Here is a 12,292-nt window from a genome sequence, read left to right on the forward strand (position 1 = left end):
GGGCCAAACTTAACGGCTATCTGTGTCTTTTAGCACGATTAACGGCTCAATATCGCTCTCTTTTTTAACCACCAGAGAATCATCTCCGCGCAGGCAGGTCCCGCCGTAGTTACCGCCGACGGTGAAGGTGCAAACCTGGATGTATTTGCCATCCACTTTTGGCAGGCACCACAGCTGCTGGTAGATATTTTTGCGGTCGAAAAACTGGCCGCTGGTTTTATCCAGCACTTCGTCCTGCGGGCCAATCAGGTCGATATTGTTGCCGCAGCGGCCTGAGATAGGCTTAACCGCATAGCCGCTTTCCGCCAGCTGCTCGTTGACCACAAAATCGGTATCCAGAAGATAGCGATGGTTGGGGAACAGCGACCACAGCACCGGCAAAATCGCCTTATTGCCGGGGATGACCGTCCACAGCGGCTCGAAGACTAATACTTCCGGGCGCAGCAGAACGTCTATCAGGCGAACTTCATTATTCGGGTGTCCGGTACGGATCGGCACCGCCGCGTACTCATCGGCGCTGACTTCCCGCACCTGCTCAATGGCGGTTTCCCATGCCCAGGTTTTCCAGACGCAGTTAACCAGACGACCGTCGGCGTCGATCAGCTGCCCGGCGGCATCCCAGCGCAGCTCATCAAGGCCAAACAGAATTTTGCTCTCAAAACCGGCCTGGGTCAGCGAACGCTGGATAAACTGCGCGTGGTAGTTCTCCTCCAGATCCTTATCCTGCATGATGTGCACGAAAGGACGCGCCCGGCTGTGCTTCCACGCCCCAGCCAGCTCATCCAGCAGGTTTTCCGCCGGGTTGTGGCCGGTGCCGTAGTAGCCCTGTTTCAGCCACTGTTCGAGGATCAGCCCGCCTTCGGTATGGCAGGACGCGGAGTCGGCGTTGTACTCATATACCTTCAGCCCGCGCTCATCCATACAGAAATCCATGCGGCCGGTAATCATATGATGGCGACGCCGCTGCCACGAGAGGCGCAGGCGCGGCCAGAGAATTTTCGGAATATCGAACAGCGCCAGCAGGCTGTCATCCTTCATCACCTTGTCGGTGGCGTGCAGGTACATCAGATGCAGCTCGTTGGTGGCCTTGATAAGCTCCTGCTCGGCGCTTTCGGTGATGGTGAAATACTGGTAAGGGTCTTTATTGATGACGTGGCCGTTGGCTTCCACGTAGGCTTTTTGCAGCGAATCTTTCTCGTTGAGCCAGTTGCCGCGGTATTGGCCTTTATTCGGCAGCCGCGCGCCTTTGATGGCCATCGCCTCACCCGGCAGCACCGGCTGCGGCAGGCTGTGCTCGGTATCGGCGGTTTGGATCATCCAGCCGAGGATTTCGGTATCGGCAAAGGTGTCTTTAATCGTGTAGATGCCGTTTTTCACTTCCAGCGTCAGCTCTCGGGTCCACTGCTGGCCCTGCGGCAGCGGCGAGTGAATCACGTTCTGCTCGGCAATCCTGACCTTATTGCCTACCAGTTGCGTAATCACCGCCACGTGGCCAGTGTGCTTAAACTCGCCGCCTTTCTGCCAGATCAGCAGTGAGCCGGCGATCGGCGGACGGCGGGAGCCGTTGGCGAACGCCTGCAGCGGCAGAATATTGTCGTTGACCACCTCGCGTAAAAAACGCAGGGAGAAGATTTCGTAGGCCATGCCGACATCGGTGAAAACAAAACCGTAGGTGAGGAACAGAAAGCGGCGCGCGAACTCCACGCACTGCCATTTGTGCCCCATATACTCATTACCGATATAGCTGCGGAACGTGGCGTCATCCGGGTAATCTTGCGGATTTAAGCTACTGTAATTCGAAGAATAAATCGCCACGCCGCCCGGTGCGTAGCCTAAGAGTGTACCAAACGGGGCGTCACTGCTTGTCGAACCTTTGCTCATTTAGCCTGACCTCAAATTAATGCAGCCCGGGCAGTTGGCGAAACAAAACTCCCTCTTCTTATCCTGCCGCAGGCACTTACCAGACAGAGGTGGAGTGATGATACCACTCATTCGATTCGCTAATCGTGCCCTTAAGGAAAATAAGCCTGCGCCGCCGGGCAAAAGTGATATCGTTATTTGAGATAAAAAAAACAGGAGTCGACAATGAGCACACCTTCGCATCTGACTGCCCAACCGCTGGTCTGGGGGCATGGCCCACGCACCTTTGAGGTGTTCCTCGAACCCACCTGCCCTTTCTCCGTGCGCGCCTTTAATAAGCTGGATGATCTGCTGGATGAAGTTGGCGCGGATAACGTGACGATCAAAATTCGTCTCCAGTCCCAGCCCTGGCATCTGTTTTCCGGCGTCATCGTGCGCTGCATTCTCGCCGCTTCCACCTTGCCGCACGGCCGGGAGCAGGCGCATAAGGTGCTTAAAGCCGTCGCCGACCACCGCGAAGAGTTTGAGTTTACCGACCACTGCAGCGGGCCAAACATGGACGCCACGCCGCAGCAGATTATCGAGCGTATCGAACGCTATAGCCACGTTTCGCTGGCCGCGGCGTTTGCCCGCCCGGAGCTGCAAAACGAGATCAAATGGCACAGCAAGTATGCCCGCCAGAACGGCATCCACGTGTCGCCGACCTTTATGGTTAACGGCCTGGTGCAGGCGGATCTCGGCAGCGGCGACGACGTCAGCGTATGGGCCGCGCGGATTCTGGCTTAGACCGGCGCACCGAAAGTTTAGCGCCACGACTTCAACACCTCACTAAAAAGGCAGATCAGCATGTCAGAGAATAACTACCAGCCACCTAAAGTGTGGGAATGGAAGCAAAACAACGGCGGCGCATTCGCCAATATCAACCGTCCCGTTTCCGGCGCAACGCACGATCGGGTGCTGCCGGTGGGCGCGCACCCGCTTCAGCTCTATTCGCTGGGGACGCCTAACGGGCAGAAGGTGACCATTATGCTGGAAGAACTGCTGGCATTAGGCGTCAGCGGCGCGGAATACGACGCCTGGCTGATTCGCATCGGCGAAGGCGACCAGTTCTCCAGCGGCTTTGTCGAGGTTAACCCGAACTCGAAAATCCCCGCGCTCCGCGACCACTCCACCACGCCGCCGACCCGCGTTTTTGAATCCGGCAGCATCCTGCTCTATCTGGCGGAAAAGTTCGGCTTCTTCCTGCCTAAAGATCCGGCAGGCCGCACTGAAACTCTCAACTGGCTGTTCTGGCTGCAGGGCTCGGCCCCGTTCCTCGGCGGCGGTTTTGGCCATTTCTTCAGCTATGCGCCGGTGAAAATCGAATACGCGATCGACCGCTTTACGATGGAAGCCAAACGCCAGCTTGACGTGCTCGACAAGCAGCTTGCCCGCGGCCGTTTTGTGGCAGGAGAGGAGTACACCATCGCCGACATGGCTATCTGGCCGTGGTACGGCAACGTGGTGCTGGGGAATGTCTATAATGCCGCCGAATTCCTTGATGCCGGAAGCTATAAAAACGTGCTGCGTTGGGCGCAGGATGTTGGCAATCGCCCCGCCGTACAGCGTGGACGCATGGTTAACCGTACCTCTGGCCCGCTCAATGAGCAGCTTCATGAGCGCCATGCCGCCAGCGACTTCGAAACGCAAACCGAAGATAAGCGCCAGGCGTAACGCTCTGGCCCACCGGAGGCGCCCGCCTCCGGTTTTTAGCTTTCCAGCCGATAGCCCGCCATAAAGTAGCGCATCGCGGTCGAAGAACCGCCCTCTTTGAAGAAGTCCATCACCATGTCTCTTTCCAGGCCATAGCGACGAGTGAGGATCCCCGCTTCCCAGGCGCTGAGCTGGCGGTCGCCGGTTTTTTCAAACATGCGGTGCGAGTAGCCGAGCACAAACCCGCGTTTATAGTCGGTGCAAAAATTCGCCGCATGCGCGGCGGTGTCAGCATGGGATGCCTGTAGCCCCGCCATTAAGCCTTTTCCAAAATGATTTTCCATCGCGCTCTCCCAATCGTTATATAATAAATTATATAGCGATTTTTTGAGCGAGCGGTAGCGCTATTTATGGCGTTTGCGCTAGCGTAAATACTTTTCAAACCACGCCAGCGTACGTTGCCAGGCCAGGTCAGCCGCAGCCCGATCGTAGCGCGGCGTGGAATCATTATGAAAGCCGTGATTCACGCCCTGATAGAGATAGGCCTCGTAGACTTTATTATGCGCCTTCAGCGCCTGTTCATAGGCGGGCCAGCCTTCATTAATGCCGCTATCAAGGCCGGCATAGTGCAGCAGCAGCGGCGCTTTAATTTTATCGACCTCCTTCAACGGCGGCTGGCGGCCGTAAAACGGCACCGCGCAGGCCAGCTCCGGGATCGCCACCGCCGCCGCGTTGCTGACGCCGCCGCCGTAGCAAAAACCGGTGATACCGACCTTCCCCGTCGCCTGCGGATGCTTCGCCATAAATTCGACCGCCGCAAAAAAGTCATTCATCAGCTTCACGGGATCGACTTTCTGCTGTAGCGCGCGGCCTTCATCATCATTCCCCGGATAGCCGCCGACGGAGCTCAGGCCATCCGGCGCCAGCGCGATATACCCCGCTTTCGCTACCCGCCGGGCTACGTCTTCAATATAGGGGTTCAGGCCGCGGTTCTCATGAACCACCACCACGGCGGGCGCTTTGTCGGCTATTTTCGTCGGCGTCACCAGGTAAGCCCGCACTTCGCCGTGGCCGTCAGGGGAGGGATAATGAATATACTCCGGGCGGATATCCGGGTCGGTGAACGGTACTTGCTCTGCCAGGGCATAGTCGGGCTTCAGCAGATTAAACAGCGCCAGCGCGGTCATTCCGCCGACGGTATATTTTCCCGCCAGCTGGAGAAACTCGCGTTTGCTGATTTTGCCGTGGGCATAGTAGTCATAATACTCGAGCAGCTGCTGCGGGAAATCTTTGGCCGTTAATCGCGTCATCACCCTGCCTCCGTTGTTAAGCGCCCTTTAAGCAAAGCAGAAGCCCGGACATACGCCAGCGCAGAAAAGCAGAAACGGGGAGAAAAAAGCCCAGCGGCTAACGCCGCCGGGAGAGAAGGGATCAGTGTTTCACTTTGGTCAGACGATCGAGGTAGCCCATAACAAAGGCCGAGAGCACAAAGGTCAGGTGGATGATGACGTACCACATCAGCTTATTGTCCGGGACGTTTTTCGCATCCATAAACACCCGCAGCAGGTGAATAGAGGAGATCGCCACGATGGAGGCGGCAACCTTATTTTTCAGCGACGTCGCGTCCATTTTGCCCAGCCAGCTGAGTTTTTCTTTACCCTCGTTAATATCCAGCTGCGAGACAAAATTTTCATAGCCGGAGAACATCACCATCACCAGCAGACCGCCCACCAGGGTCATATCCACCAGCGACAGCAGGGTCAGAATCATATCCGACTCACTGACGCTGAAAATATGCGGCAGTATGTGGAAGATCTCCTGAAAAAATTTGATCGTCAGCGCAATCAAACCGAGCGAAAGGCCAAAATAAACCGGCGCCAGCAGCCAGCGCGAGGCGTACATAGCATTTTCCAGAAAGCGTTCCATAAGATCCTGTCAGTTAACATAAACGACCGCCATTATACCGCAACAGGGTAACGTTATAGCAACAGTCGTCCAACAGGAGAGCGATTCGAGGAGATAAAAAAGGCTGGCGCAAGGCCAGCCTGGGAGATGAGTCGGTAAGGGGTTACTTGGCTTTGACGGTCTCTTCGCCCACCAGGCCAATCTTCAGATAGCCCGCCTGGTGCAGGGTATCCATGACCTTCATCATCGTCTCGTAGTCCACGGTTTTATCCGCGCGGAAGAAGACGGTGGTATCTTTCTTGCCTTCGGTCAGGGCATCCAGGGACGCAATCATGCTCTCTTCGGTGATGGGGTCATTACCGAGGAACATGGTTTTATCCGCCTTCACCGACAGGTAGATCGGTTTTTCCGGGCGCGGCTGCGGCTGGCTGGAAGAAGCCGGAAGATTCACCTTCACGTCTACGGTGGCCAGCGGCGCCGCCACCATAAAGATGATCAGCAGCACCAGCATGACGTCGATAAACGGCGTCACGTTGATGTCGTGCATTTCACCGTTATCATCGAGGTTTTCGTTAAAATGCATGGCCATAAAGCATCAACCTACGCGGAGTTTCTGGGCGGTACGCACCGGCTTAACGCCGCTGGCGCTCAGGTCCAGGTCACGGCTTTGCAGCAGCAGAACCTGGGCGGCGACATCGCCAAGTGAAGCTTTGTAGCTGGCAATCATACGGGCGAAAATGTTGTAGATGACCACCGCCGGAATCGCAGCGAACAGGCCAATTGCCGTAGCCAGCAGCGCTTCCGCGATGCCTGGCGCCACGACCGCCAGGTTAGTGGTCTGGGTCTGGGCAATACCGATAAAGCTGTTCATGATGCCCCAGACGGTACCAAACAAACCGACGAACGGGGAAATCGCGCCGATGGTTGCCAGATAACCGTTGCCGCGCCCCATGTAACGACCCACCGCCGCCACGCGACGCTCCAGTCGAAAACCGGTACGCTCTTTAATGCCTTCGTTATCTTCAGAACCTGCGGACAGCTCCAGCTCGTTCTGCGCTTCGTTGATCAGTTGGGAAGTCAGGCTTTTCGCCTCGAACGCGTTAGCGATATCGCTGGCCTGGTCGAGAGAGCGTGCTTCGGCAACCAGCTGCTGTTCACGCTTGAGGCGACGCTTGCTGGCCAGGATCTCTGCGCCTTTGCCGAAAAAGATAGCCCATGTGACCACCGACGCCAGAATCAGGCCGATCATCACTACCTTAACGACAATATCGGCATGATGATACATACCCCAAACGGAGAGATCCGCCTGCATCAAATTATTACCCACACTGTATCTCCAGGACGTAAATCACAAAAACTGCGCACAATAATATCAAAACGGCATCGAATTGATAGTGGTTCTCATTAGTATTTACACTGTGCAGTAAATCACGATTATTTTCCTTGCGCTTACGCAGTAAAAAAGTTGCTGACCCCGCCGTTGGTAAAATTTTTACCTGTATCCGTCGCGACCCGGTACATCAACGGGTATTCATGTTAGTTTAGACGTCCAGACGTATAAAAACAGGTTATCTGAACATGGCTGATAAACATCTTGATACTGCGCTGGTTCATGCCGGGCGCAGCAAAAAATACACCCAGGGCTCGGTAAACAGCGTCATTCAGCGCGCCTCATCGCTGGTTTTCGACACCGTCGAAGCGAAAAAACACGCCACCCGCAACCGCGCCAAAGGCGAGCTGTTCTACGGGCGTCGCGGGACGCTGACCCACTTTTCTCTCCAGGAAGCGATGTGCGAGCTGGAAGGCGGCGCCGGCTGCGCGCTCTTTCCCTGCGGCGCGGCGGCGGTCGCCAATACCATTCTGGCGTTTGTCGAGCAGGGCGACCATATTCTGGTGACCAACACCGCCTATGAACCTACCCAGGATTTCTGCACCAAAATCCTCGCCAAACTCGGCGTCACCACCGGCTGGTTCGACCCGCTCATCGGCGGCGATATCGCCCGTCTGGTACAGCCGAACACCCGCGTGGTGTTCCTCGAATCCCCCGGTTCCATCACCATGGAAGTTCATGATGTTCCGGCGATCGTTGCGGCGGTGCGCCGCGTCGCTCCAGAAGCCATCATTATGATCGACAACACCTGGGCGGCGGGGGTGCTGTTCAAAGCGCTGGAGTTTGGTATCGATATCTCCATTCAGGCCGGCACCAAATACCTGATCGGCCATTCCGACGCCATGGTCGGTACCGCCGTGTCCAATGAGCGCTGCTGGGCGCAACTGCGCGAAAACGCCTATCTGATGGGGCAAATGGTGGATGCCGATACCGCCTATATGACCAGCCGCGGTCTGCGCACCCTGGCGGTGCGCCTGCGTCAGCACCATGAAAGCAGCCTGCAGATTGCCGAATGGCTGGCGCAGCATCCGCAGGTGGCCCGCGTGAACCACCCCGCTCTGCCCGGCAGCAAAGGCCATGAGTTCTGGCAGCGCGACTTCACCGGCAGCAGCGGCCTGTTCTCTTTCGTGCTCAATAAACGCCTGACCGACGCCGAATTGTCCGCTTATCTGGACCACTTCAGCTTGTTCAGCATGGCCTACTCCTGGGGCGGCTTTGAATCGCTGATTTTAGCCAACCAGCCGGAACACATTGCCGCAATCCGACCGGATGCTGAAGTTGATTTCAGCGGCACGCTGATCCGCCTGCATATCGGGTTAGAAAATGTTACCGATCTGCAGGATGATTTAGCGGCGGGCTTCGCGCGTATCGTGTAAAGTGACACTCAGTGGCAACAATAGCGGACGTTTTTTAGAAAAACGGCCGCTTTAGTTGCGCCCGGGATCAAGGTGCCCGAGCCTCTTCAGGAGTACACTAGACAAAAAACACGGTACCACTTAGGAAAGTCCATGGTTGTCATTCAAGAAATTGTCGCCGCGCTGTGGCAGCATGATTTTGCCGCGTTGGCAAACCCCCACGTTGTGGGCGTTGTATATCTGGTCATGTTCGCAACCCTGTTTCTGGAAAACGGTCTGCTGCCCGCCTCATTTTTACCGGGCGATAGCCTGCTGCTGCTCGCCGGGGCGCTGATCGCCAAAGGCGTAATGGACTTTGTACCCACGGTCGCCATTTTAACCGCCGCGGCCAGCCTCGGCTGCTGGCTGAGCTATATCCAGGGGCGCTGGCTGGGTAACACCGTCACGGTTAAGCGCTGGCTTGGGCATCTGCCGCATAAGTACCATCAGCGGGCAACCTGCATGTTTGACAAACACGGCCTGCTGGCGCTGCTGGCCGGGCGTTTTCTGGCGTTTGTTCGCACCCTGCTGCCCACCATGGCGGGCATTTCCGGGCTGCCAAACCGCCGCTTCCAGTTCTTCAACTGGCTGAGCGCGCTGCTGTGGGTTGGCGTGGTTACCGGCCTGGGCTATGCGCTGAGCATGATTCCCTTCGTTAAGCGTCATGAAGATCAGGTCATGACCTGCCTGATGATTTTGCCTATCGCGCTGCTGATCGCCGGGCTGCTCGGTACGGTTATCGTGGTGATTAAAAAGAAATACTGTAACGCCTGAGCGTTTCCAGGGCGGCGCGGATTCGCCGCCCTCACATCCCCTGAATCGTTCTGATTCGCGCCGCATCTTCCCCCGGCGTCATGCCGAAATAACGCTTAAACTCGCGGCTGAACTGCGACGCGCTTTCATACCCTACCCGCATCGCCGCCGCGCTGGCCTTCATACCATCGTGGATCATCAGCATGCGCGCTTTGTGCAGACGGTAGGTTTTCAGATACTGCAGCGGGGAGGTGCTGGTGACCGATTTAAAGTTATGATGGAACGCCGAGACGCTCATATTGGCTTCCGCCGCCAGCTGATCGACGCTGAGGTTTTCCGTGTACTGGCTTTCAATACGCTTCAGCACGCGGCTGATCAGGCTGAAGTGGGTCTGCCGGCTGACCAGCGCCAGCAGCGCCCCGCCGCACGGCCCGGTCAGCACGTGATAAAGGATTTCGCGGATAATCTGTTTGCCCAGAATGCGCGCGTCCAGTGGGCGCTCCATCACGTCCAGCAGGCGCTCCGCCGCGCACAGAATCTCTTCGGACAGCACCGCGGAGTTGATCCCGCTCGACGCCATGGACGGCTGAAACTGCTCATCTTCACCGATATCCATCAGCAGCTCTTGCAGCTGCAGAATATCGACGTTCAGCCGAATCCCCGCCAGCGGCACTTCCGGGGTGGCGAAGGTTTCGCATTCAAACGGCAGCGGTACCGTCAGCAGCAGATACTCATTGGTGTCATAGCGAAAGGTACGCTCGTTAATGTAGCCAATTTTATGCCCGGAAAAGAGAAAAACGATCCCCGGCTGATACATGACCGGCGTCCGCGTCCCCGGCTGGGTACCGTACAGCAGGCGAATATCCGGCAGCAGACCATTAAGCATTTCTTCTTTATCTTTCAGCTGATTAACTTTATGCGTTAATAGCTGGCATATCTCAGCGCGGTTCATTTTTCGGGCCTCTGCGAACGTTTTTATACCTCCGTATTGTGCGCACTTGCGGCGCATTTCTCCAGCCCCAAGGAGAAATGGGCAAGACAACGGCAGGAATGTGCATTGAGGGGAACGGGCGACGGGAACACAATGTCCGTCATCTGACAGAGGGATTGTCTCTGTTGGCGGTTTTATCTATTTGAGGGCACCAGCCATGAATAATTTCGACCTACATACCCCAACCCGCATTCTGTTCGGTAAAGGCGCGATTGAAAATCTGCGCGATCAAATCCCGGCGGATGCTCGCGTGCTTGTCACCTACGGCGGCGGTAGCGTGAAGAAAACCGGCGTGCTTGATCAGGTTCTTAGCGCGCTGAACGGCATTGACGTCCGGGAATTTGGCGGCATCGAGCCCAACCCATCCTACGAAACGCTGATGAACGCGGTGAAAATCGCCCGTGATGAAAAGATCACGTTCCTGCTGGCGGTGGGCGGCGGTTCCGTTCTCGACGGTACCAAATTTATCGCCGCAGCGGCCCACTACAATGCCGACAGCGATCCGTGGGAAATCCTCGAAACTTACGGTAGCAAAGTGGCCAGCGCCATCCCGATGGGCTCCGTGTTGACGCTGCCGGCGACCGGTTCCGAATCCAATAAAGGCGCGGTCATCTCGCGCAAAACCACCGGCGACAAACGCGCGTTTATGTCCAGCCACGTCCAGCCGGTGTTCGCTATCCTGGATCCGGTTTACACCTACACCCTGCCGCCGCGCCAGGTGGCTAACGGCGTAGTCGACGCATTTGTCCATACCGTTGAGCAGTACGTCACCTATCCGGTCGACGGCAAAATTCAGGACCGCTTCGCCGAAGGCATTCTGCTGACCCTGGTGGAAGATGGCCCGAAAGCGCTGAAAGAGCCAGAAAACTACGACGTACGCGCCAATATTATGTGGGCGGCCACCCAGGCGCTGAACGGCCTGATTGGCGCAGGCGTGCCGCAGGACTGGGCGACCCATATGCTCGGCCACGAGCTGACCGCCATGCACGGTCTCGATCACGCCCAGACCCTGGCTATCGTCCTGCCTGCGCTGTGGAATGAAAAACGCGACGTTAAACGCGCCAAGCTGCTGCAGTACGCCGCTCGCGTCTGGAACATCACCGAAGGTTCTGAAGAACAGCGTATCGATGCCGCCATCGCCGCAACGCGTGATTTCTTCGAACAGATGGGCGTCCCGACGCGCCTTTCCGCCTACGGTCTGGATGGCAGCTCTATCCCGGCGCTACTGGCGAAGCTGGAAGAGCACGGCATGACCCAACTGGGCGAAAACCAGGATATTACGCTGGACGTCAGCCGCCGTATTTACGAGGCTGCGCGCTAATCAACCTCCTCTCCGACGCGTAAACTCGCGCAAAGGAGAGGAGTTTAACTACCGTTTTTAGCTATTTCGTCCAGACTTAATGCTACCCCTCGGCGGATTTTATTCCGCTGAGTTCATTAACAGGAGGAAGGCATGACACATCCAACCGTTATAAAACTACACGACGGCAACCTGATGCCGCAGCTGGGGCTCGGCGTGTGGAAAGCAGGCAACGAGGAAGTCGTCTCCGCCATTCATAAGGCGCTGGAAGTCGGTTATCGCTCGTTTGACACCGCCGCCGTGTACCAGAATGAAACCGGCGTCGGCAACGCATTGAGCAGCGCAGGCGTCCCCCGCGATGAGCTGTTCGTCACCACGAAACTGTGGAATGACGATCAAAAGCAGCCCAAAGAAGCGCTGCAGGAAAGCCTGAAAAAACTGAAGCTCGACTATGTCGATTTATATTTAATTCACTGGCCGGTTCCGGCAACGAACCACTTCGTCGACGCCTGGAAAAGCTTAATTGAGCTGCAGCAGCAGGGGCTGGCAAAAAGCATCGGCGTGTGTAATTTCCAGGTTCATCATCTGCAAAAAATCATCGATGAAACCGGCGTCGCGCCGGTGATAAACCAGATTGAACTTCACCCGCTGATGCAGCAGCGTCAGCTTCACGCCTGGAATGCGACGCATAAAATTCAGACCGAGTCCTGGAGCCCGCTGGCGCAGGGCGGCGAAGGGGTATTCGATCAGAAAATTATTCGTCAACTGGCGGATAAATACGGTAAAACCCCGGCGCAGATCGTTATTCGCTGGCATCTGGACAGCGGCCTGGTGGTGATCCCGAAATCGGTGACGCCATCGCGCATTGCCGAGAATTTTAACGTCTGGGACTTCCGTCTTGATAAAGATGAATTAAGTGAAATCACTAAACTGGACCAGAACAAACGTCTGGGGCCAGACCCGGATCAGTTTGGCGGCTAAACCGTAAAAAAGCCGGATAGCGCTGG

The 12,292-nt window shown here is 56.5% G+C and carries 14 protein-coding genes; 6 read left to right on the top strand and 8 right to left on the bottom strand.

All coding sequences use genetic code 11. The annotated features are described in order from the left end of the window. Positions 1–9: 9 nt before the first annotated feature. Together gss and BWI76_RS28715 are read right to left on the bottom strand one after the other, a co-directional pair. Positions 10–1,881, bottom strand: a complete 1,872-nt coding sequence (gene gss / locus BWI76_RS24245) for a bifunctional glutathionylspermidine amidase/synthase (protein WP_004135792.1) — start codon at positions 1,879–1,881, stop codon at positions 10–12. A 76-nt stretch (positions 1,882–1,957) separates the two neighbouring features. Beyond that, positions 1,958–2,086, bottom strand: a complete 129-nt coding sequence (locus BWI76_RS28715; RefSeq protein ID WP_305955025.1) for a hypothetical protein — start codon at positions 2,084–2,086, stop codon at positions 1,958–1,960. Here BWI76_RS28715 and BWI76_RS24250 point away from each other — a divergent pair. Beyond that, positions 2,086–2,646 (top strand): DsbA family protein, encoded by a 561-nt coding sequence (locus BWI76_RS24250; RefSeq protein WP_004135790.1) that lies wholly within the window; start codon positions 2,086–2,088, stop codon positions 2,644–2,646. The two genes, BWI76_RS28715 and BWI76_RS24250, sit on opposite strands and share 1 nt — an antisense overlap. A gap of 60 nt (positions 2,647–2,706) precedes the next feature. Next, positions 2,707–3,573: a glutathione-dependent disulfide-bond oxidoreductase gene (yghU, locus tag BWI76_RS24255; protein WP_004135788.1), complete on the top strand. Its 867-nt coding sequence runs from the start codon at positions 2,707–2,709 to the stop codon at positions 3,571–3,573. 35 nt (positions 3,574–3,608) lie between these two features. Here yghU and BWI76_RS24260 read toward each other — a convergent pair whose 3' ends face one another. From BWI76_RS24260 to exbB, 5 genes are all read right to left on the bottom strand, one after another. Continuing rightward, positions 3,609–3,896, bottom strand: coding sequence for a DUF2623 family protein (locus tag BWI76_RS24260; protein WP_004105801.1), 288 nt, complete (start codon positions 3,894–3,896; stop codon positions 3,609–3,611). 78 nt (positions 3,897–3,974) lie between these two features. Continuing rightward, entirely contained in the window at positions 3,975–4,862 is an 888-nt protein-coding gene (yghX, locus tag BWI76_RS24265) for a YghX family hydrolase (RefSeq protein ID WP_017145416.1), read from the bottom strand. Between the two features lie 121 nt (positions 4,863–4,983). Continuing rightward, positions 4,984–5,478: a TIGR00645 family protein gene (locus BWI76_RS24270; RefSeq protein WP_004105804.1), complete on the bottom strand. Its 495-nt coding sequence runs from the start codon at positions 5,476–5,478 to the stop codon at positions 4,984–4,986. Positions 5,479–5,620: 142 nt separating this feature from the next. After that, complete coding sequence (gene exbD, locus BWI76_RS24275; protein ID WP_004135785.1) at positions 5,621–6,046, bottom strand: TonB system transport protein ExbD; 426 nt, start codon at positions 6,044–6,046, stop codon at positions 5,621–5,623. A gap of 6 nt (positions 6,047–6,052) precedes the next feature. Next, complete coding sequence (gene exbB / locus BWI76_RS24280; protein ID WP_004125237.1) at positions 6,053–6,784, bottom strand: tol-pal system-associated acyl-CoA thioesterase; 732 nt, start codon at positions 6,782–6,784, stop codon at positions 6,053–6,055. Between the two features lie 251 nt (positions 6,785–7,035). On the opposite strand from exbB, the gene metC reads away from it, so the two are divergent. Together metC and yghB are read left to right on the top strand one after the other, a co-directional pair. Continuing rightward, on the top strand, positions 7,036–8,223 hold the full coding sequence (gene metC / locus BWI76_RS24285; protein WP_004125240.1) for a cystathionine beta-lyase: 1,188 nt from the start codon (positions 7,036–7,038) through the stop codon (positions 8,221–8,223). A gap of 132 nt (positions 8,224–8,355) precedes the next feature. Beyond that, positions 8,356–9,015 carry a DedA family general envelope maintenance protein YghB gene (gene yghB / locus BWI76_RS24290; protein WP_004125241.1) on the top strand — a complete coding sequence of 220 codons (660 nt, stop codon included), beginning with the start codon at positions 8,356–8,358 and terminating at the stop codon, positions 9,013–9,015. A 31-nt stretch (positions 9,016–9,046) separates the two neighbouring features. Here the strand turns inward: yghB and BWI76_RS24295 are convergent, their stop codons facing one another. Then, the gene (locus BWI76_RS24295) at positions 9,047–9,946 is read right to left on the bottom strand and encodes an AraC family transcriptional regulator (RefSeq protein ID WP_004115613.1); all 900 of its coding nucleotides are present in this window, start codon (positions 9,944–9,946) and stop codon (positions 9,047–9,049) included. A 196-nt stretch (positions 9,947–10,142) separates the two neighbouring features. On the opposite strand from BWI76_RS24295, the gene yqhD reads away from it, so the two are divergent. Together yqhD and dkgA are read left to right on the top strand one after the other, a co-directional pair. Beyond that, positions 10,143–11,306, top strand: a complete 1,164-nt coding sequence (gene yqhD, locus BWI76_RS24300) for an alcohol dehydrogenase (protein WP_004125245.1) — start codon at positions 10,143–10,145, stop codon at positions 11,304–11,306. 132 nt (positions 11,307–11,438) lie between these two features. Beyond that, positions 11,439–12,266 carry a 2,5-didehydrogluconate reductase DkgA gene (dkgA, locus tag BWI76_RS24305; protein ID WP_004135777.1) on the top strand — a complete coding sequence of 276 codons (828 nt, stop codon included), beginning with the start codon at positions 11,439–11,441 and terminating at the stop codon, positions 12,264–12,266. Positions 12,267–12,292 lie beyond the last annotated feature (26 nt).

This window comes from Klebsiella sp. M5al (assembly GCF_002090195.1).
Classification (GTDB): domain Bacteria; phylum Pseudomonadota; class Gammaproteobacteria; order Enterobacterales; family Enterobacteriaceae; genus Klebsiella; species Klebsiella grimontii.

What these genes read in the sequence shown, in the direction of transcription:
- BWI76_RS24270 (WP_004105804.1), bottom strand. Translation starts at nt 5,478, where the DNA reads ATGGAACGCTTTCTGGAAAATGCTATGTACGCCTCGCGCTGGCTGCTG.
- BWI76_RS24260 (WP_004105801.1), bottom strand. Translation starts at nt 3,896, where the DNA reads ATGGAAAATCATTTTGGAAAAGGCTTAATGGCGGGGCTACAGGCATCC.
- exbD (WP_004135785.1), bottom strand. Translation starts at nt 6,046, where the DNA reads ATGGCCATGCATTTTAACGAAAACCTCGATGATAACGGTGAAATGCAC.
- metC (WP_004125240.1), top strand. Translation starts at nt 7,036, where the DNA reads ATGGCTGATAAACATCTTGATACTGCGCTGGTTCATGCCGGGCGCAGC.
- BWI76_RS24250 (WP_004135790.1), top strand. Translation starts at nt 2,086, where the DNA reads ATGAGCACACCTTCGCATCTGACTGCCCAACCGCTGGTCTGGGGGCAT.
- yqhD (WP_004125245.1), top strand. Translation starts at nt 10,143, where the DNA reads ATGAATAATTTCGACCTACATACCCCAACCCGCATTCTGTTCGGTAAA.
- yghX (WP_017145416.1), bottom strand. Translation starts at nt 4,862, where the DNA reads ATGACGCGATTAACGGCCAAAGATTTCCCGCAGCAGCTGCTCGAGTAT.
- gss (WP_004135792.1), bottom strand. Translation starts at nt 1,881, where the DNA reads ATGAGCAAAGGTTCGACAAGCAGTGACGCCCCGTTTGGTACACTCTTA.
- yghB (WP_004125241.1), top strand. Translation starts at nt 8,356, where the DNA reads ATGGTTGTCATTCAAGAAATTGTCGCCGCGCTGTGGCAGCATGATTTT.
- dkgA (WP_004135777.1), top strand. Translation starts at nt 11,439, where the DNA reads ATGACACATCCAACCGTTATAAAACTACACGACGGCAACCTGATGCCG.
- yghU (WP_004135788.1), top strand. Translation starts at nt 2,707, where the DNA reads ATGTCAGAGAATAACTACCAGCCACCTAAAGTGTGGGAATGGAAGCAA.
- BWI76_RS24295 (WP_004115613.1), bottom strand. Translation starts at nt 9,946, where the DNA reads ATGAACCGCGCTGAGATATGCCAGCTATTAACGCATAAAGTTAATCAG.